Here is an 18,565-nt window from a genome sequence, read left to right as displayed (position 1 = left end):
GTGACTTCGGCGTTGCACGCCCGCCCCAACGCCAACCAGAACAAGGCGATCGAGGCCGCGTACCGGATGTTCCTGCGCGGCGAGCGTGTCGACATGCAGGGCGTCGCCGCCGCCCTCGGCGTCGACCGCACGACGTTGTTCCGCTGGGTCGGCTCGCGTGACGCGCTGCTGACGGCGGTCATCACCCGGCTGGGCATCCGGACACTCGACCGGGCGCGCGCGCAGTGCACCGTGACCGGCCCCCGGCGGGTCGCCGAGATCATGGGCGCGTTCGCCAGGAGTGTCATCGAGGCGCCGTTCTTCCGGGCGTACCTCGAGCGGGAGGGCCCGCGCGCGCTCCGGCTGCTGACGACCAACGCGGGCGGCTTCCAGATGAACCTGACGCACGCCGTGGAGGAACTGCTGGAGGCCGACTACGACAGGTCGCTGCTCGCGGAGCCCATCGCGGTGCACGATCTCGCATTCCTGATGGTTCGCATCGTGGAGTCGTTCGTCTACACCGACCTGATCACCGGCGAGGAGCCGAACGCCGCGAACGCGCGCGCCGCCCTGCTGATCCTGCTGAGCTGAGTCAGCGCCCTCACCGGGGCAGCGGGCTGTAGAAGACCAGCCCGTTGCCCTTGTTGTCGTAGACCACGGCGCGGCGTTCGTGCGCGTCGTTGTACGGCCCCTTGACGATCGCGCCGCCGCTGTCCTCGATCGCTTTCGCGGCCGCGTCGACGTCGGCGGTCTTGATGCCGACCACGACCTTGCCGGGCAGCGGGTGATCCACCGCGGTCGCCAGCGCGAGGGTGACCGAGCCGCCGTCAAGGGCGGCGAAGTGGGCGCCGTCGCGGAACTTCAGCGGCATCCCCAGCGTGTCGCCGTAGAACTGGATCGACTCGTCCAGGTCGTCGGTCGACAGGACGATCATCCGCACATCGAATTCGCTCACCCGAACTCCTTCGTCGGATCGATCTTACACACCCTCACCTGCCCTGACGGCTGCGGCGAACCGCACGAGCGGCGGGGCCGCGACCGGATCTCACGGGCGGGCGGGGGCGGTGGAGTTGCGCACGACCAGGCTGGGCGTGAGCCGGATCGAGCGGTTGGCCGAGCCGCCGTCGAGGATGGCGTCGACGAGCAGCCCGGCGGCCTGGCGGCCGACGTCGTAGTAGGGCACCCGGACCGTGGTCAGCGGCGGCTCGACCCGGTCGGTGAGCGGCATGTCGTTGTAGCCGACCACGCTGATGTCCTCGGGGCAGCGCAGGCCGGCCGCGCGGATCGCGGCGTAGCAGCCCAGGGCCATCATGTCGTTGCCGGTGAGCACGGCCGTGGGGCGGTCGGGCGCGGCGAGCAGGGCGCGCAGCGCCACCTCGGCGTCGCGTTCGGAGTAGCCGTCGCAGACCACGACGTGGTGCGGCGGGGGCGGCAAGCCGCGGCCGCGCATGAGGTCGGTGAAGGCGACGTGCCGCTCGTGGCCGGCGCTGGTCCACAGTGGAACGCCGAGGTAGGCGATGCGGCGGTGGCCGAGGCCGGTCAGGTGGTCGATGGCCTCGGCGATGCCGACTGACTCGTCCACCGTCGCCGACGGCACGGGGGTCGCGTCGAGCTTGCGGGACATCATGACCACCGGCACGCCGGACTGGGTGAGCTCCGCGGCGAGCGGCTGGTCGCGCCGGGCCGTGGCCAGGATCAGGCCGGCGACCCGCCAGGACAGCAGCATCCGCAGCCGCTGGGTCTCCGCGGCCGGGTCGTTGTCGGTGTCGGCGAACAGCGTGGTGAAGCCGTGCTGGGCGAGGACCTGCTCGGCGCCGCGGACCAGCGGCGGCATCACCGGGTTGGACATGTCGGGGATGAGCACGCCGATCGCCGGGGTGCGGTGGGTGCGCAGGCTCCGGGCGACCTGGTCGGGCACGTATCCCAGGTCGGCCGCGGCCCGGCGGACCAGCGCCGCGGTCTGCGGGTTGACGGGCCGGGTCTTCGAGCCGCTCAGCGCCCGCGACGCCGTGGCCAGGTGCACCCCGGCGGCCCGCGCGACGTCCCGCAGCGTCGGCTTCGCGCCCGCCGGGTCGGCCATTCCGGTGCTCATCCGCCCGCCTCGTCGTCCCTGTCGTGTGGGCCCGGGCGCCCGACGAATCGGCCGGTGCCCGGGTCCAGGATCTCACCGTCGTGCGCGACCGGCCGCCCCCGCACGTAGGTCGTGCGCAGCCGGCCGTGCAGCCGCCGGCCATGGAACGGGCTCCAGCCGACCTTGGAGTGTAGCCGCGCCTGATCGACCAGCCAGGTCGAGGCGGGGTCGGCCAGCACGAGGTCGGCGTCGGCGCCCACCCGCAGCCCGCCCTTGCCGGGCAGGCCGAGGATCCGGGCCGGCGCGGCGGCGACGGCGTCGGCAAACCGGCGCGGCGGCCACAGCCCGCGCAGTACCGCGTCATAGGCCAACGGCAGCGAGGTCTCCACCGCCGGGTAGCCGGCCGGCGCCGCCCACGCGTCGGTGCGGCCGGGGTCCTTCTCCCGGCGGGTGTGCGGGGCGTGGTCGGTGGCGACCGCGTCGATCCCGCCGTCGGCGAGGGCCCGCAACAGCCGCTGCCGCACCGGCGCGGCGAAGACCGTCGGCAGCACGTCCACGCCCTGCCGGGGCAGGTCCTCCTCTTCGCTGAGCGCCGGGAAGCAACTCTCCGCGGTCAGCCCCGGGTGCGCGGCGCGGGCCCGCAGGAACAGCTCGAGCGCCGCCTCGCCGTAGGCGCTGAGGTGGGCCAGGTGGACCCGCCCGCCCAGCTCGGCGGCCAGGTCGAGGACGATGCGCAGCCCGGACAGGTTGCCGGGGCCGCGGTTGACCTCCAGCACGGCGGCCGGGTCGCGCCGCCCGGCCCGGATCAGCCGGTCGCGGTGGGCGTCGCTGGCCGCCTGGTCGCCGGCGTGGACCGAGACCGCCCAGCCGAGCCGCCCGGACACCGCCAGGACCCGCCGGACCGTCTCCCGGTCCGGCGAGTAAAGCTGCTCGAAGCCGGGAGACGTGGCCATGTAGACCTTCACCCCGATCGCGCCCTCGGCGGCCATCGCGGCCAGCTCGGCCGGGTCGGTGCCGCCGGCCCAGAGCGCGAAGTCGACCGCCGCCCGGCCGGTCCAGGACCGCCGCTTGTCGCGGTACCGCTCGGCGGTCACGACCTGCGGCTGGGTGCTCGGCATGTCGCAGACGAGGGTCGTGCCGCCGCACGCGGCGGCGGCCGTGCCGGTCTCCACCGTCTCCTTGTGGGTCTGCCCGGGATCCCGGAAGTGCACGTGCAGGTCGATCGCGCCCGGCAGCACGTCGAGGCCGTCGGCGTCGACGACGTCGGGCAGGTCGACGGTGCCCGGCGGGGCGAGCGCCGCGATCGTGCCGCCGGCCACGACGAGGTCGGCGACGGCCGGGTCGCGGCCGGGGGTGAACAGCCGCCCGCCGCGCAGGACCCACGGCGCGTCCCCGGTCGCGCTGTTAGCCTCGGGTCGTGATCTCATCGGCGACTCCTTCCGCTCCTGTGCTGGTGACCGGCGCCGCGTCGGGCATCGGGCTGGCCTGCGCGCACCGGCTCGCCGCCGCCGGGCATCCGGTGGCGCTCGTCGACCGGGACGCCGGCCGGCTGGCCGAGGCGGCCGGGTCGTTCGACGCGGCGGCCGTCAGCGTCCACGCGGCGGACCTGACCGACCCGGCGGCGGCGGACGCGGCCGTGGCCGCCGCCCTGGACCGCCACGGCGACCTCGGCGCGGTCGTCAACGCCGCCGGCGCGGTGCGCGGCGGGACGGTCGTGGACACCACCGACGAGGATTGGCGCTGGAACCTCGACACCAACGTCTCCAGCGCGTTCTACGTGTGCCGGCCGGCGGTCGCGCACCTGGTGCGCCGCGGCGGCGGGGCGGTCGTCAACGTCGCGTCGCTGACCGCGCTGCGGCCCATCCCGTCGCGGGCCGGCTACGCCGCCGCCAAGGGCGCGGTCATCGCGTTCACCCGGCAGCTGGCGCTGGAGTACGGCCCGCACGGCGTCACCGCCAACACGGTGTGCCCGGGCGCGATCCGCACGCCGCTGCTCGCGGCCCGCTTCGCCGTCGAGCCGGACGCCGAGCGCGAGCTGACCGAGCGGATCCCGCTGCGGCGCATGGGCGAGCCGGACGAGCTGGCGGCGCTGGTGCACCTGCTCGTGAGCGGCGCGTGCGGCTACCTGACCGGGCAGACGCTGAGCGTCGACGGCGGGCTGAGCCTGGTGTAGCCGGGTCATCCGGCCCATGCCCGGCGCAGCAGCGCGTGCAGCCCGGCGGCGTCGACCGGCTCCGGCAGCCACGGCATGCCGGAGCTGCGCAGGGCGGCCGGGATCGCGGCGGTGACGCTGTCCCAGCCGAAGCCGGCGGCGCCGAGCGTGGCCGGCACCCGCGCGGCGGCGGCGAGCCCGCGCAGCCGCTCGGCGACCGCGGCGGCCGCCGGCGCCGCGCCGAGGCCCTCCGCGACGGCCGTCCAGTCGGCCCGGTCGCCCCAGAACTCCGCCACGTACGGCGCGAGCAGCACGTTGACCGTGTCGTGGGTGCGCAACGCGGCCGCGCCCAGCGGCGAGGCGGCCGCGTGCGCCAGGCCCAGCCCAGTCGCGGCGAACGCCGTCGCGGCCAGCCCGGCCGCGACCACGTCGTCCGCCGGGCGGTCCCGGCGCAGCGCGGCGAGGGCGGCGCCCGCGTGGGCCCGGTCCCACTCCTGGGCGCGGCGGCTGAGCAGGACCTCGACGGCGTGCACCGCCGTGTCGGCGCGCTGCAGGGCACGGACCGGGGCGGCCCGGGCGGACAGCGCCGCCGGGTCGATGACCACGCGCGCGGCGGCCACCGCCGGGGCGGGCCGGCTGATCCGCTGCCCCGACGGCTCGTAGAGGCTGGTGAACGGCGCGAACGCCCGCCACGGCTCGGCGCCGACCGGTACGAGGACCAGTTCGGCACCGCCGGCGTGGGCGTGCTTGGCCACGTCGAGGGTGGCGCCGTCGCCGACGGCGACCACCCGCTCCGGCCGGCGCCGGCCGACCAGCGCGGCCAAGGCCTCCGCGGCCTCCCGCCGGGGCGGGTACTGCGACGCCACGACGCCGGGCCGATCGGCGAGGTCCGCGAAGTAGCTCGTGGCCGCGGCGTCGGCGAGCACGACGTCGCCGGCGCCGACCGTGAGCGCGGCGGTGGTGACCGGCACGGCTCAGATCTCCCGCAGCGCGGGGTCGGACGTGGTGAGCGGCGTGCAGCCGTCCTCGGTGACCAGGACGGCGTCCTCCAGCCGGGTGCCGCCGACGCCGGGCACGTAGACGCCGGGCTCGATCATCACCACCATGCCGGCCTCCAGGACGGTGTCGTCGTAGGGCGACAGCAGCGGCGGCTCGTGCTGATCGAGGCCGATGCCGTGGCCGGTGGAGTGGCGGAAGTACCCGTCGAGGCCGTGCCCGGCCAGCGTCGACCGGGCGACGGCGTCGACGGCGCTGGCTCGCACGCCCGCGCGGACCGCAGCCATCGCCCGGCCGTGCGCCTCGATCACCGCGTCGTGCAGGCGGCGGTACTGCGGGGGCGCCGCACCCAGGTGGAACGTGCGGGTCAGGTCGGCGCGGTAGCCGCGCACCACGGGTGAGAGATCCACGACGACCGGGTCGCCGGCCCGCAGTACCCGGGCGGAGGCCTGACCGTGCGGCAGCACCGACCGCTCGCCGGAGGAGACCAGGATGGGTGCCGCGCTGCGCTCCGCGCCGAGGTGCCGCTGGGCGAACTCGATCTCGCCGGCGATCTCGTTCTCCGTCCGGCCCGGGCGCAGCCAGCCGGGCAGCCGCCGGATCAGCTCCTCGGCCAGGTCGGCGGCGTCGCGCAGGGCCACCAGCTCCTCGGCGTCCTTGACCGCCCGCAGCCGCTCCACCGCGCCGGGGCAGGCGACGATCGCATCGGCGCCGACGGTGTCCACAAGGGACAGATACTGCTCGGCGGTCAGGTTGCGGGTGTCGACCCCCAGGGTGCCGGCGCGCGGCAGCCGCTCCAGGGCGGTGGGCCACAGCCGGGGCGGCGCGCAGTCGCCCTCGACGTCCACGTCGGCCTGCTCGCGGGCCTGCGCGCCGTAGCGGAAGTCGACCACGAGCAGCGGCCGGTCGGCCAGCAGCAGGACCCCCGCGGTGCCGGTGAAGCCGGTGAGGTAGCGGATGCTGGTCAGCTTCGTCACGAGGAGCGCGTCGGCGCCCTGCGCGCGGGCGGCGGCGAGCACGGCGGCGCGGCGGCTCAGGTATTCCACGACGGTCCTCCCGCGGTGTAGCCGCCATCGACGACGAGGGTCGCACCGGTGACGGTGGCCGCGCGCGGTGAGCAGGCGAAGGCGATGGTCTCGGCGATCTCGGCGGGCTCGGACAGCCGGCCGATCGGCTGCAGCGCGGCGTGCGCCCGCTCGGCGGCGGCCGGGTCGGCGGCCCGGGCGTAGCCCTGCCGGACGAGGTCGGTGCGGGTCGCGCCCGGGCAGACGGCGACCACCCGGATGCCGTCGGCGGCGCACTCGATGGCCAGAGTGCGGGCCAGGCCCAGCACGCCGGCCTTGGCCGCGGCGTAGGCGGTACGCCCGGGCAGGCCGGTCAGCGCCGTGGTGGACGACACGGCGACGATGACGCCGCCGCCGCGGGCCCGCATCCGCGGTACCGCGGCCCGGCACCACCAGAACGTGCCGGACAGGTTGGTGGCCAGCGTGTCGGTCCACACGTCGTCGGTGGTCCGCTCGATCGGGTCGATGGTGCCGATCCCGGCGCAGGTGACCAGCGCGTCGATCCCGCCGAGCGCGTCCTGGACCGCCTCGGCGGCGGACTCGGCCGCGGCCGGGTCGCGCACGTCGGAGCCGATGGCGAGCGCCTCGTGGCCGGCACCGGTGAGCTCGACGGCGAGCGCGTCGAGGGCCGGTCCGGGCCGGTCGACCAGGGCGAGGCGGAAGCCGTCGCGGGCCAGGCAGCGGGCGGTCGCGCTGCCGATGCCGCCGGCGGCGCCGGTCAGCACCGCGACGGGCGGGGCGGGTGGTGGGCTCAACGGGAACGCTCCTTCCGGCGGGCCCGGCCGGCCTGCTGCACGCCCGACAGCGCGGACGCGCCGGCGGTCGCCATGACCACGGCGACGACGGCGAATGTGGCACCGATCAGCAGCGTGGACAGGGCGGCGAGGGTCGGGTCCTGGTATTTCTGCAGGTACTGGTACATCGAGACGGGCAGCGTGGCCTGCTCGGGAGAGACCACGAACACGGTCGTGTCGACCTCGTCAAAACTGATCATGAAGCTGAGCACGTAGGCGGCGACCAGCGACCGGCGCAGCTGCGGCAGGGTGGCCGAGACGAACGCCCGCACCGGCCCGGCGCCGAGGTCGCGGGCGGCCTGCTCGTAGACGAGCGGAACCCGCGTCAGCGCGCCGCCGACGATGTTGATCGCGAACGGCAGGACGAGCACCCAGTGCAGCACCACCAGCGCGGTGCCGGTGCCGTAGAACCCGGCCTGCAGGAACAGGATGAACGCGCCGAGGCCCAGCGCGGCCTTCGGCATGATCAACGGCGCCGCCAGGAACGCGTCGATCAGCCGCCGGCCGGGATACCGGAACCGGGTCAGCGACACGGCCGCGGCCGTCCCCGCGGCCACCGCCAGCGCGGCGGCCACGGCGGCGATGCCCAGGCTGAGCAGCGCCGCGTGGCCGAATCCCGCCTGGTCGGCCAGCCGGTGGTACCAGCGCAGCGACCACCCCGGCGGCGGCCAGCCGCCGTAGCTGGAGTCGTTGAACGAATTCACGACCACGAACACCAGCGGTGCGATCAGGTAGGCCAGGCCGAGCGCCAGCACGGTGCCGGTGAACCCGCGGTTGCCGGTCACGGCCGCCTCCGTCCGATCAGCCGGGCCGCCAGGTTGGTCAGCCCGATCACCAGCAGCGTGACCAGCAGCAGCGCGAACGACTGCACGGCCGCGATCGGCCAGTCGACCGCGCCGATGTTGGTGTAGACCAGGCCGCTGAGCACCTGGACCCGGCCGCCGCCGAGCAGCGCCGGCGTGGCGAACGCGCTGATCGTCAGCGCGAAGCACAGCTGCACGCTGAGCAGCACGCCGTGGCCGGTCAGCGGGAAGGTGACCCGCCAGAACACGGCCAGCCGGCCGGCGCCGAGGTCGTGCGCCGCCTCGATCGCGGAGCGCGGCACCTGCGCCACGACGCCGAGCAGCGGGAACACCGCGAACGGCACCAGGACGTGGACCATCGCCACGACGACGGCCGGGAACTCGTACATGATGCGCAGCGGCTCGTCGAGCACGCCCGCGCCCAGCAGCGCGCGGTTGAGCACCCCGCCGTCGCCGAGCAGCACGTTCCACCCGTAGGCGCGGACCACCACGCTGGTCAGCAGCGGCGAGAAGATGAGGAACAACGCCGCCCCCCGCAGTGCGGGGCTGCGCAGCCGGTGCAGGGCGAGGGCCATCGGATAGGCCAGCGCCACGGCACACGCCGCGCAGACCGCGCCGAGCGTCACGGTGTCGCCGAGGACCCGCCACGAGTACGGGTCGGCGGCGAAACGACGGACGTTGTCCAGCGTGGCGCCGGTGCCGATGTGGCCGCGCGCGTACGGGCGCAGCCCCAGGTCGGCCAGGCGGATCAGGCTGCCGGCGAAGACCACGAGCGTCGGCAGGAGGGCCGGCAGCACGAGGAGGTAGCGGGGTGCTCGCATCCGGCTAGATGTTCGCCTTGATGTCGGCGTCCCACCGGGACCGCCACGCGGTGTTCTGCTGCGCGACGAGGCCCCAGTCCACCGAGATGAGCTTCTGGACGTTCTGGCTCTGGAAGCCGGGCAGCGCGGCCAGGTTCGCCGGCAGGGTGACCTTGCCGTTGGCCGGCGCCTGCACCGCCGTCTCCGACCACATCTGGCACCACTTGGGCGCGAGCATCTCGTTGACGATGTCGAGGCAGATCTCCTGCTGGTTCTGGCTGTTGCCCTGCAAGGTCTGCAGGTACACCGGCACCGCGATCGCGCCTTCGGCCGGCACCACGTAGTCGACGGGCGCGCCGGCGTCCTTGAACTGCAGGCCGGTGCCGTTCCAGCAGCTGGTGATGTCGGCGGTACCGTTGCTGAGCACCTGCTGCCACTCCGGGTTGGCGGTGACCAGGGTGCGGATGTTCTTGGCCTTGCCCTTCCACAGCTGCCAGCCCGGCTCCATGTTCTGCAGCGAGCCGCCGCCCAGCCGGGCCGCCATCAGCACCACCTGCCACCAGTAGTCGAAGAGCGTGAGCTTGCCCTTGTACCGGTCGTCCCACAGGTCCGCCCAGCTGCCCGGCGCGGTCTTGATGTTCTTGGTGTTGTAGACGATGCCGATCTGGTCGGCGCCGATGCCGATGCCGTTGCCGTTGGCCCGGCGGAAGGTGTCGCTCACGTCGGCGGCGTTGGACAGCGCCGCGTAGTCCAGCTTGTTCCAGGTACCGTCGAGGTCGCCCTGCGCGGAGATCTGCGAGTTGAAGAAGCCCATGTTGACCAGCGGGTTGTTCGGGTCGGTCTGCTTCTTCGCCAGGATCTTCGGGTAGCCGACGGCGTTGCTGTCCTCGTAGATCTTGATCTCGACGTTGGGGTGCCGGCTCATGTAGTCCTTGGCGAACGCCTTCGGCATGTCGGCCAGCCGGTTGCCGAGGAACGCGAAGATCGTGATGGTTTCCTTGCCGCCGGGCTTGCTCTCGGTGGTGTTCGGGCTCGTGTCGATGTCGCCGCCGCAGGCGTCCAGCAGCGGCAGCGCCGCCACGGCGGCGGCCGCGCCGAGCAGGCCGCGGCGGCTGATCCGCAGGTCTCGCATGGCAGGCTCCTTCCACGGACGGCACCGGCCGTCCGTCAGGGGTTGTTTGTTTTAGGGGTACGGTGCGAGCTAGGCCAGGACGACGGCGTCCTCGGGGCGCCAGCGCGCCACGACGTCGCCGCCGACCGGCAGCCGGGCCGCGTTCGCCGGGCGCACCGCGCGCAGCGCGGTCCCGTCGGGGGTGGTCAGGTCGTAGCGCAGGTGCGCGCCGAGGTAGGTGGCCGAGACGATCCGCGCCGCGATCCCGTCCGGGGCGTCACCGGGCCCGGCCGCCTCGGCGAGCAGGACGTCCTCCGGCCGGACCGACACGGCGGTGCCGCTGCCCGCGGCGCCCACCCGCACCGCCCGCCCGGCCACCGTGGCGGTGCCGTCCACGACGTCGAGGTCGAGCACGTTGGCGTCGCCGATGAACCGGGCCACGAACCGCGAGGTGGGGCGCCGGTAGAGGTCCTCGGCGGTGCCGACCTGGCACAGCTCGCCGTCGCGCATCACGCCGATCCGGTCGGACAGCGTCATGGCCTCGGTCTGGTCGTGGGTGACGAACAGGAACGTGGTGCCGGACGTGCGCTGCACCTCGCGCAGCACCTGCTGCATCTGCTGGCGCAGGTTGAGGTCGAGCGCGGCGAGGGGCTCGTCGAGCAGGAGCACCGCCGGCCGGTTGACCAGCGCCCGCGCGATCGCGACCCGCTGCTGCTGGCCGCCGGAGAGCTGGTCGGGGAACCGGTCGCGGAACCCGGCCAGGTGGACCAGCTCCAGCATCCGGTCGACCTCGGCGTCGCGTTGCCGCCGCGGCACGCGCTTGAGGCGCAGCCCGAAGGCGATGTTGCGGGCCACGTCCAGGTGCGGGAACAGGCCCAGGTGCTGGAAGACCATGTTGGTCGGGCGCCGGTTGGCCGGGCGCCGGCCCATGTCTTGGCCCTGGATCCGGATCGTCCCGCCGGTCTGGGTCTCCAGGCCGGCGATGATGCGCAACGTTGTGCTCTTGCCGCAGCCGCTGGGCCCGAGCAGCGAGAAGAACTCTCCCTCGCGCAGCTGCAGGTCAACCCCGCGCACGGCGTTGGCGTCGGTGCCCGGGTACCGCTTGGACACCCCGACGAGCTCGGCCACCGGGACCGTCATGCCACCTCCCGCGGTCGAGTTCGGCTGTTGACTCGGCGAATCGTTTTGCCCTGGCGCCCACTATCGACATCCAGGCCGACCGCCGTCAAGGGAGGGGAATGTCATTTCTCGCTGGTAAAGCCCGCGTTTCCAGGACGATGGCGGGTCGGCCAAACGTATTGCCTACCGGATCGGCCGAGACGGTGCCCGGGCCGCGCCGGCGCCCGGGCGCCGGCGGCCACCTCGGCGCTTCGGCGCTGGTCAGGACGCTGGCCGGCCCCGGCGACGGCCGCTGGCGACGGCCGCGGCGAGGTGGCCGATCGACCGTGCCGGTGACCGCCCCGGCGACGCTCAGGACGCCGGATCGGCCGCGGCAAAAGTTGGCCGGGCAACCCCGCCGGGCGCCGCCCGGCCGGGCTCAGGACGGCGGCCGCCCGTGCCGACGGCCTCGGCGAAGTTGGCCCGGCGGCCTGCCAGCGGCGGCGCTTCGGCGCTACTCAGGACGGTGACGGCCGCGGCGAAGGCGGCCGATCGACCGTGCCGGTGACCGCCTCGGCGGTGCTCAGGACGGCGGGCCGGCCGTCTCGATCGCCGCGGCGAGGGCGGCGACCGGCGGCGGGGGCACCGCACGGCGGTGTGCCACCACAAACTCGACCTCGCCGAGCGGCGGCAGCCCGGCACCGGCCGGCACCGGCGCCAGCCCGGGCGGGACGAGGCCGCGCGAGTGCGCCAGCACGCCCAGCCCGGCCTGCGCCGCGGCGACCAGCCCGGCCAGGCTGCCGCTGACGCACGCCGACCGCCACGGGCGGCCGGCCCCGCGCAGCGCGGCCAGCGCCCGCTCCCGGCCGATGCTCGGCGGCGGGTAGGCCACCAGCGGCACGGACTCGTCCCGGTCCAGGCGCAGGCCGGGCGCGCCGATCCAGACCAGGCGGTCCCGCCACACGGTGCGCCCGCCACCGGGCCCCTCCGCGCCGCCGCCACCGGGCCCCTCCGCGCCGCCGCCGGCGGCCGCGCCCGGTCGCTTCGCGAAGACCAGGTCGAGCCGCCCCGCCCCCAGCTCCCGGTGCAGGGTGCCGCTGAGGTCGACGGTCAGCACCACCTCGACGCTGGGGTGCTCCCGCCGGAAGTCACGCAGCACGCGGGGCAGGTGGGTGGCGGCGAGGTCGTCCGAGACGCCCAGGCGCACCCGGCCGCGCATCGGTGCGGCGGCGAAGTGCCGGCGGGCCCGCTCCTGGGCGGCCAGGATGTCCTCGGCGAAGCCGACCATCGCCTCGCCGTCGGCGGTCAGCTCCACGCCGTGCGTGTCGCGGGCGAACAGCGGCCGCCCGACCGCGTCCTCGAGCTTGCGCACGTGCTGGCTGACCGTGGACTGACCGGCGCCGAGGCCCTCCGCGGCGCGGGTGAAGCTCAGCGAGCGGGCGACGGCGAGGAAGCTGCGCAGCTGGACCGGGTCGTACATCCGGGCAGGTTATCGCGGTTCGCGATCACTGTCATCGCGATCATCCGGTTTCCGGAGCGCGGCCGGCGAAGGCACACTCGTGGCGTGCATTGGCCCCGCTGGCTGCCGCTCGACCCGTTCGTCACGGCGCTGCTCGCAACGGTGGCCGTCGCCGTGCTCCTGCCGGCGCGCGGCCCGGCCGCCGCCGGCTTCGACGTCGCGGCGACGGTCGCCGTCGGGCTGCTGTTCTTCCTGCACGGCGCCCGGATGGCACCGCGGGCGGCGCTGGAGGGAGCCCGGCACTGGCGCCTGCACGCGCTGGTGCTGTCGCTCACCTTCGTGCTGTTCCCGCTGCTCGGCGAGCTCGGCGCGGTGCTGGTGCCCAGCGTGCTCACCGCGGACCTGCACCGGGGGCTGCTGTTCCTGTGCGCCGCGCCGTCCACCGTGCAGTCCTCGATCGCGTTCACGTCGATCGCCCGCGGCAACGTCCCGGCGGCGGTGTTCGCCGCGACCTTCTCCAACCTCGCCGGCATCGTGCTCACCCCGCTGCTCGCCGTGGCACTGCTGCACGGCGACGGCGGGATCAAACTGACCGGCGCGGCGGTCGGCACGGTGGTGCTGCAGCTGCTGGTGCCCTTCGCCCTCGGCCAGGCCGCCCGGCGCTGGATCGCACGGCCGCTGGAGCAACACCGGACGGTGGTGAGCCTCGCCGATCGCGGGTCGATCCTGCTCGTCGTCTACAGCGCGTTCAGCGCCGGGGTGGTCGCCGGGGTCTGGCGGCAGGTCTCGCCGCTGCGGCTGGTGGCGCTGCTGGCCGTGGTCGTGGCGCTGCTCGGCGTGGTGCTCGCGATCGCCTACGGCGCCGGCCGCCTGCTGCGCTTCAGCCGCCCCGACCGGGCCGCGATCGTGTTCTGCGGCTCGAAGAAGAGCCTGGCCACGGGTCTGCCCATGGCGACGGTACTGTTCAGCGGGCACAGCCTCGGCCTGCTCATCCTGCCGCTCATGCTCTTCCACCAGGTCCAGCTGGTGGTCTGCGCGGCCCTGGCCCGCCGCTGGTCGGAAAGCGCGGCCACACCCGCGTAGCTTCCACGCCGCGACGATGAGCCCACCCGCCGCCAGGCGTCGCGATCAGCGTCGACCGGCCGCGCCCGGAGTCGCCGGCTCGTCGAGTTCCCGGCGGATGCCGTGGAGAAAGGCGCGGAGTCCGTAGCTGAAGCGTTCGGCCGGGTCAGCGTCGAACGTGGCCGCGACGGCGGCCGCGACGTAGGCGTCCTCGGTCTGATCGACCATGTCGGTGAGCTTGGCCTTCCAGGCTTTCGACGCGGCAAGTTCGGCCTGGGCCTGCTCATCGATCGTGTGGCCGAGCACGTAGTGTGCGAGCGCGAAGGCGATCCAACCAGCTCGTTCGGGCCGGAAGCCGGCTCGCTGCAGTACCTCGAAGATGATCTTTTTCACGAGCAGTGTGTTGGGGCCCGTGACGTAGGTGCCGGCGACGACCCGGGCGCCGTCGCGATGCCTGAGCAGCGTCTCGCGCAGCCGTCCGGCCAGGACCGCGAGCTGCTCGTCCCACGGCGCTTCAGGCAGTGCGTCGTCGACGCCCTCGACGAGGCGATCGGCGATCGCGTCGAGCAGCGCTTCTTTGTTGGGGAAGTGCCGGTAGAGCGCCGAGCCGTCGATGTTGAGGCTGGCACCGAGCTTGCGGGTGGTCAGTCCGTCCAGCCCTTCGGCGTCGAGCAGGGCGACCGCCCCATCCACCACATCGGCACGGTGCAACAACGGCACGCCTCGCTCCTTCGTCTTGTCAGACCTCCATGGTAGCGATACCGTCAACGCTGCTGACGTCATCAGCGCTGACGGTCAGCAGTGTTGTGATGCCGTGCGAGCCGAGATTCGAGGATCCGCCATGAGCACAGCCAACGTCCCCGGGCCGACGGCGACGACCGGCCCGCCACGTCCCGTTCACCGCTGGCTGGTGCTGGCGATCTGCTGTCTCAGCGTGGGCGTGACCGGCATCAACCTGACCATCGTCAACGTGGCACTCCCGTCGATCAGCAAGGACCTGCACGCCTCGGTCAGCAGCCTGCAGTGGACGGTCAGCGCCTACTCGCTGGTCATGGCCTGCCTGCTCATGCTGTCGGGCTCCATGGCCGACCGCTTCGGCCGCAAGCGGATCTTCCAGCTCGGGCTGTCGCTGTTCTCCCTCGGCTCCCTCCTGTGCAGCCTGGCGCCCGGCGCCGGGTGGCTGATCGTCTTCTGCGGCCTGCAAGGGGTGGGCGGCTCGATGCTCAACCCGGTCGCGATGTCGATCATCGTCAGCGTGTTCACCGACCGCGGGGAGCGGGCACGGGCGATCGGCGTGTGGGGATCGGTGATCGGGGTCACCATCGCGGCCGGGCCCGTGCTCGGCGGCCTGCTGGTCAGCGACATCGACTGGCGATCGGTGTTCTGGGTCAATGTCCCGATCGGGATCGCCGCCATCCTGCTCACCCAGCGATTCGTCCCCGAGTCCAGGGCCGCCCGGACCCGCGCGTTCGACCCGCCCGGCCAGGCGCTGATCATCGCCCTGTTCGCCTCGATCATCACCGCGACGATCGAGGGCCCACGCCACGGCTGGGCGGACCCCTGGATCGCCGGGCTGATCGCCCTCGCCGTCCTGGCCCTCATCGGGATACTCGTCGTCGAGCCCCGGCGCTCCGAGCCACTGATCGACCTGCGGTTCTTCCGCAGCCCTCCCTTCTCCGGCGCGAACACGATCTCCGTCCTGATGTCGGCCAGTCTCGGCGGGTTCCTGTTCCTCAACACCCTCTACCTCCAGGAGATCCGCCACTTCAGCCCGCTGCACGCCGGACTGATGATCATCCCGATGGCCGTGGGCCAGGCCGTCGCCGCCAATCTCTCCGGGCGGCTGGTCGCCTCCCGGGGCCCCCGCCTCCCCCTCACGCTCGGCGGTGCGCTCCTCGCCATCGGCGGCTTCCTGCTCGTCCCCATGACCGCGCACACCGCGAGCGTCTACCTGCTGGCCGCGTACGCCGTCTTCGGCCTCGGCGCGGGCATGGTCGGCCCGCCGGTCACCAACACCGCCGTCTCCGGACTGCCGCCCGACCAGGTCGGTGTCGCCGGCGCGCTCGTCGCCAGCGCCCGGCAGTTCGGCGCCGCCATCGGCGTCGCCGTCACCGGCTCGATCGTGGCCGGCACCGGCGCCGGCTTCATCACCGCGAGCCACACCGCCTGGGCGGTTCTCGGCGGCTGCGGACTCGCCGCGCTCGCGCTCGGCGTCATCTCCACCGGCAGCCGGGCCACGGCCGCCGCCGCCGGCAACGGCCGGCGCCTCGCCACCGCACCGATCCCGTCGACCTTAAGGTGAATCGGACTCCGTATAGTTCCGGAGTCGGCTTCACCTTATTGGAGGGGTACCCCATGATCGACGAAGGACTTGCCGGGCTGCGCGTGCTGGTCACCGGCGCCAGCCGCGGCCTCGGCGCGGAGACGGCGCGGCGGTTCGCCGAGTCCGGCGCGACGGTCCTGGCCACGGCGCGCACGGCACCGGCCGAGCACCTGCCCGCCACGTTCCTGACCGGCGACCTGTCCACGGCGGCCGGCGTCGCGGAGCTCGGCGCGAAGGTGCTCGACGCGGCCGGCGGCATCGACGTGCTGGTCAACAACGCCGGCGCGACGACCCCACCGGCGGCGACGCTGCGGCGCACCGACGAGTCCTGGCTCGCCGACCTCCACGCGAACCTGCTCAGCGCGGTGCGGCTCGACCGGATCCTGGTGCCAGGCATGGTGGAACGCGGCACCGGCGTGGTCGTCCACGTCTCGTCGATCGCCAGCCGGCTGCCGCAGCACGAGCAGGCCTCCTACGCCGCGGCGAAGGCGGCCCTCAACGCCTACAGCCGCGCGCTCGCGGCCGAGGTGGGCGGGCACGGCGTCCGCGTGGTCAACGTCCTGCCGGGCTTCGTGGCAACGCCGGGCGCCGTCGCGCACCACCAGGAGATCGCCGACGCCAACGGCATCGGGCTCGCCGAGGCGCAGCGCGCGATCGCCGAGCGCCTCAACGTGCCGATGCGCCGCCCCGGCGAGCCCGGCGACGTCGCCGAGATGATCGTCTTCCTGGCCTCGCGGCGGGCGAAGTGGCTGACCGGCGCGCAGTTCCGGGTCGACGGGGGAATCATCCCCGTCGTGTAGCGGTGCGGCCGGTCTCCGCGTCGTCGATGCCGCCGACGAACGCGAGGATCGCATCGGCGAGCGCCTCCGGGGTCTCGAGCGCGACATAGTGTCCGGCGCCGTCGATCCGGACGCTCGTGGCCGGGCTCGCGGCGACCTGGTTGACCGTCATCTCGGTGAACGGCCCGCCGGACGCGCCGACCGCGAGGGCGGGAACGCGCAGCGGCTTCGCGGCGGCGAGGGCCTTGAGCTCGTCGCCTTCGGTGAGCATCGAGGTGTACAGACCGGCCGCTCCACGCCAGCCGTTCGGCCGTGCGTAGCCGCGGGCGAACTCCGCCACGTCCTCGTCGGTGATCGCGCCCCGGACCGCGGTCATCGCGGGGAAGGCCCAGGTGCCGAGGAACTCGCGCTCGCGGCCGGCGAGCAGCAGCTCCGGGATGCCGGGTGCGGCCAGCACGCCGATGTGCCACGAACCGCCGTGCGTGACGTCCGCGAAGCCCTCGAGACCGAACCCGGCGAGTCCCATCTCGATCGCCGTGAAGCTGAGCAGGTCCTCCGGGTGCGTCGCGGCGAGGCGGAACACCGCGCCGCCGCTGATGTCCTGACCGGTGAGGTGCACCGGCCCGGCACCGAGGTGGGCGATGAGCTGGTGCAGGTCCTCGGCGGCGGTGGCGCTGCCGTAGTCGCCTTCGGCGTTCGACGAGTCGCCGAACCCGCGCAGGTCGACGGCGAAGACGCGGTGCGTCTCCGCCAGCAGCGGGATGACCTTGTGGAACGCCCACCAGCTCTCCGGGAACCCGTGAACGAGCAGGATGGGCGACCCGGCGTCGCCGGCGGACACGTAGTGCAGCTCGGTGCCGTTGACGGCGGCGGTGTTGTGGGTGACGCCCGCGACGGCGGGGCCGGGGTACCTGGCGCTCACGGCGAACCTCCTTGATTCGACAACCACGTTGTCCAAACAATAGACAACTTGGTTGTCTTTGTCGAGGGGGGTTGGCATAGCCTGGTGGCATGATTGGCGCCGGACCGAACCTCGCGCTCCTGCTGCTGGGCAGCTACCGCAAGCTGCTGGACGCGGTGGTGCTGGAGCTCGCCGCGCGCGGCTACGACGACGTGCGGCCCTCGCACGAATTCGCCATGCGGGCCATCGGCTCCGGCGCCGACACCGCCTCCGCGCTCGGGCGCGCCCTGTCCGTGTCGAAGCAAGCCGCGGCCAAGACCATCGCCGCGCTCGTGGAGCGCGGATACGCGGTCATCGAGGACGACCCCGCCGATGGCCGGCGGAAGCGGATCCGGGTCACCGCGCTCGGCCACGACGTCATGCGGGAGGGCGAGCGCATCTTCGACGAGCTGCGCGACGCCCTGGGCCGCCAACTGGGCCACGAACAGCTCGCACAGCTGGAGCGGCACCTCGCGGCGTTCGTCGGGGATTCGCCGATCCGGCTCGACGCGCCCGGCTGGGTGGCCCGCTATCCCGAGTAGCCAACGCCACCGAAGACCATACTAATCGTATGCATGGTTTTCCGGTACGATGATCCCGGCTGCTGAAAGGAGCCCGGATCATGGACGACGTCGAGGCGCTGGCTGCGCGGGTCCGGCGGCTGGAGCGGCTGGAAATGGCCCGCAGCCTCTTCCACGACTACGCCGCCGCGGTGGACCGGCACGCGGTCGACGCGGTGGTCGCCCTCTTCCACGAGCAGGCGGTGCTGCGCAACCCACGCGGCGTGTTCACCGGCCCGGCGCAGATCGCCGACGCGTTCCGCGCCGCGTGGGAGCTGGAGCCGTCGCTCAAGCGACACTTCGTGGCCAACCCGGGGCTGACGGCGCAAACTGATGACATCGTGGCGGCGACCGCCCATTTCCACTTCATCGGCCGTGGCGAAGACCGTTCGATCATCGGCTGGGGCGAATACGACGACCGCATCGACGTGTCGGGCCCGCGCGCGGTGTTCCTATCGAAGACAATCACCGTGCACCTGTCCACCGATCTCGCGACCGGGTGGGCGCTCGACATCCCGCCCCGGTGACCGGGGGTCACCAATTCCGGGTTAACAATGGTAATGTTTGGCATAGA

General features: G+C 73.7%; 20 protein-coding genes. 7 read left to right on the top strand and 13 right to left on the bottom strand.

Annotated features, from left to right (window positions below):
• A complete protein-coding gene (locus tag ACQPXD_RS26935) occupies positions 1 to 570 on the top strand; it encodes a QsdR family transcriptional regulator (protein WP_432843299.1) in 570 nt (189 codons plus the stop codon).
• A gap of 10 nt (positions 571 to 580) precedes the next feature.
• Here ACQPXD_RS26935 and ACQPXD_RS26930 read toward each other — a convergent pair whose 3' ends face one another.
• The 3 genes from ACQPXD_RS26930 to ACQPXD_RS26920 all read right to left on the bottom strand — a co-directional run bounded on the left by ACQPXD_RS26930 (position 581) and on the right by ACQPXD_RS26920 (position 3,477).
• On the bottom strand, positions 581 to 934 hold the full coding sequence (locus tag ACQPXD_RS26930) for a VOC family protein (RefSeq protein ID WP_432843297.1): 354 nt from the start codon (positions 932 to 934) through the stop codon (positions 581 to 583).
• Between the two features lie 90 nt (positions 935 to 1,024).
• The gene (locus ACQPXD_RS26925) at positions 1,025 to 2,071 is read right to left on the bottom strand and encodes a LacI family DNA-binding transcriptional regulator (protein WP_432843295.1); all 1,047 of its coding nucleotides are present in this window, start codon (positions 2,069 to 2,071) and stop codon (positions 1,025 to 1,027) included.
• Positions 2,068 to 3,477, bottom strand: a complete 1,410-nt coding sequence (locus ACQPXD_RS26920) for a dihydroorotase (RefSeq protein WP_432843293.1) — start codon at positions 3,475 to 3,477, stop codon at positions 2,068 to 2,070. Before ACQPXD_RS26920 ends, ACQPXD_RS26925 begins: the two co-directional genes overlap by 4 nt.
• Here ACQPXD_RS26920 and ACQPXD_RS26915 point away from each other — a divergent pair.
• Positions 3,468 to 4,223: an SDR family NAD(P)-dependent oxidoreductase gene (locus ACQPXD_RS26915; protein ID WP_432843291.1), complete on the top strand. Its 756-nt coding sequence runs from the start codon at positions 3,468 to 3,470 to the stop codon at positions 4,221 to 4,223. The genes ACQPXD_RS26920 and ACQPXD_RS26915 overlap by 10 nt on opposite strands.
• 5 nt (positions 4,224 to 4,228) lie before the next feature.
• Here ACQPXD_RS26915 and ACQPXD_RS26910 read toward each other — a convergent pair whose 3' ends face one another.
• The 8 genes from ACQPXD_RS26910 to ACQPXD_RS26875 form a co-directional block, all read right to left on the bottom strand.
• Positions 4,229 to 5,173 carry a hypothetical protein gene (locus tag ACQPXD_RS26910; RefSeq protein ID WP_432843289.1) on the bottom strand — a complete coding sequence of 315 codons (945 nt, stop codon included), beginning with the start codon at positions 5,171 to 5,173 and terminating at the stop codon, positions 4,229 to 4,231.
• 3 nt (positions 5,174 to 5,176) lie between these two features.
• On the bottom strand, positions 5,177 to 6,244 hold the full coding sequence (locus ACQPXD_RS26905; protein WP_432843287.1) for a M24 family metallopeptidase: 1,068 nt from the start codon (positions 6,242 to 6,244) through the stop codon (positions 5,177 to 5,179).
• A complete protein-coding gene (locus ACQPXD_RS26900; RefSeq protein WP_432843285.1) occupies positions 6,232 to 7,017 on the bottom strand; it encodes an SDR family NAD(P)-dependent oxidoreductase in 786 nt (261 codons plus the stop codon). Before ACQPXD_RS26900 ends, ACQPXD_RS26905 begins: the two co-directional genes overlap by 13 nt.
• Complete coding sequence (locus tag ACQPXD_RS26895; protein WP_432843283.1) at positions 7,014 to 7,841, bottom strand: ABC transporter permease; 828 nt, start codon at positions 7,839 to 7,841, stop codon at positions 7,014 to 7,016. The genes ACQPXD_RS26900 and ACQPXD_RS26895 overlap by 4 nt, the downstream gene beginning before the upstream one ends.
• The gene (locus tag ACQPXD_RS26890; RefSeq protein ID WP_432843281.1) at positions 7,838 to 8,680 is read right to left on the bottom strand and encodes an ABC transporter permease; all 843 of its coding nucleotides are present in this window, start codon (positions 8,678 to 8,680) and stop codon (positions 7,838 to 7,840) included. The genes ACQPXD_RS26895 and ACQPXD_RS26890 overlap by 4 nt, the downstream gene beginning before the upstream one ends.
• Before the next feature lie 4 nt (positions 8,681 to 8,684).
• A complete protein-coding gene (locus tag ACQPXD_RS26885) occupies positions 8,685 to 9,791 on the bottom strand; it encodes an ABC transporter substrate-binding protein (protein WP_432843279.1) in 1,107 nt (368 codons plus the stop codon).
• Between the two features lie 69 nt (positions 9,792 to 9,860).
• On the bottom strand, positions 9,861 to 10,910 hold the full coding sequence (locus ACQPXD_RS26880; RefSeq protein ID WP_432843277.1) for an ABC transporter ATP-binding protein: 1,050 nt from the start codon (positions 10,908 to 10,910) through the stop codon (positions 9,861 to 9,863).
• A 541-nt stretch (positions 10,911 to 11,451) separates the two neighbouring features.
• Positions 11,452 to 12,348 carry a LysR family transcriptional regulator gene (locus tag ACQPXD_RS26875; protein ID WP_432843275.1) on the bottom strand — a complete coding sequence of 299 codons (897 nt, stop codon included), beginning with the start codon at positions 12,346 to 12,348 and terminating at the stop codon, positions 11,452 to 11,454.
• 84 nt (positions 12,349 to 12,432) lie between these two features.
• Between ACQPXD_RS26875 and ACQPXD_RS26870 the strand changes: the two genes are divergently transcribed.
• Positions 12,433 to 13,410: a bile acid:sodium symporter family protein gene (locus ACQPXD_RS26870; protein WP_432843273.1), complete on the top strand. Its 978-nt coding sequence runs from the start codon at positions 12,433 to 12,435 to the stop codon at positions 13,408 to 13,410.
• A 45-nt stretch (positions 13,411 to 13,455) separates the two neighbouring features.
• Here the strand turns inward: ACQPXD_RS26870 and ACQPXD_RS26865 are convergent, their stop codons facing one another.
• Positions 13,456 to 14,109, bottom strand: a complete 654-nt coding sequence (locus ACQPXD_RS26865; RefSeq protein ID WP_432843271.1) for a TetR/AcrR family transcriptional regulator C-terminal domain-containing protein — start codon at positions 14,107 to 14,109, stop codon at positions 13,456 to 13,458.
• Positions 14,110 to 14,230: 121 nt separating this feature from the next.
• Between ACQPXD_RS26865 and ACQPXD_RS26860 the strand changes: the two genes are divergently transcribed.
• Together ACQPXD_RS26860 and ACQPXD_RS26855 are read left to right on the top strand one after the other, a co-directional pair.
• Complete coding sequence (locus ACQPXD_RS26860; protein ID WP_432843269.1) at positions 14,231 to 15,691, top strand: MFS transporter; 1,461 nt, start codon at positions 14,231 to 14,233, stop codon at positions 15,689 to 15,691.
• Between the two features lie 53 nt (positions 15,692 to 15,744).
• Positions 15,745 to 16,512: an oxidoreductase gene (locus tag ACQPXD_RS26855; protein WP_432843267.1), complete on the top strand. Its 768-nt coding sequence runs from the start codon at positions 15,745 to 15,747 to the stop codon at positions 16,510 to 16,512.
• Here the strand turns inward: ACQPXD_RS26855 and ACQPXD_RS26850 are convergent.
• Positions 16,496 to 17,413, bottom strand: a complete 918-nt coding sequence (locus ACQPXD_RS26850) for an alpha/beta fold hydrolase (RefSeq protein ID WP_432843265.1) — start codon at positions 17,411 to 17,413, stop codon at positions 16,496 to 16,498. The genes ACQPXD_RS26855 and ACQPXD_RS26850 overlap by 17 nt on opposite strands.
• 89 nt (positions 17,414 to 17,502) lie before the next feature.
• Here ACQPXD_RS26850 and ACQPXD_RS26845 point away from each other — a divergent pair, with 89 nt between their 5' ends.
• Both ACQPXD_RS26845 and ACQPXD_RS26840 read left to right on the top strand, forming a co-directional pair.
• Entirely contained in the window at positions 17,503 to 17,973 is a 471-nt protein-coding gene (locus tag ACQPXD_RS26845) for a MarR family winged helix-turn-helix transcriptional regulator (RefSeq protein ID WP_432843263.1), read from the top strand.
• Positions 17,974 to 18,053: 80 nt separating this feature from the next.
• The gene (locus tag ACQPXD_RS26840) at positions 18,054 to 18,518 is read left to right on the top strand and encodes a nuclear transport factor 2 family protein (RefSeq protein ID WP_432843261.1); all 465 of its coding nucleotides are present in this window, start codon (positions 18,054 to 18,056) and stop codon (positions 18,516 to 18,518) included.
• Positions 18,519 to 18,565 lie beyond the last annotated feature (47 nt).

Source organism: Dactylosporangium sp. CA-092794 (assembly GCF_050948465.1).
Lineage (GTDB): Bacteria > Actinomycetota > Actinomycetes > Mycobacteriales > Micromonosporaceae > Dactylosporangium.
This window is presented reverse-complemented; position numbering and strand designations above follow the sequence as displayed.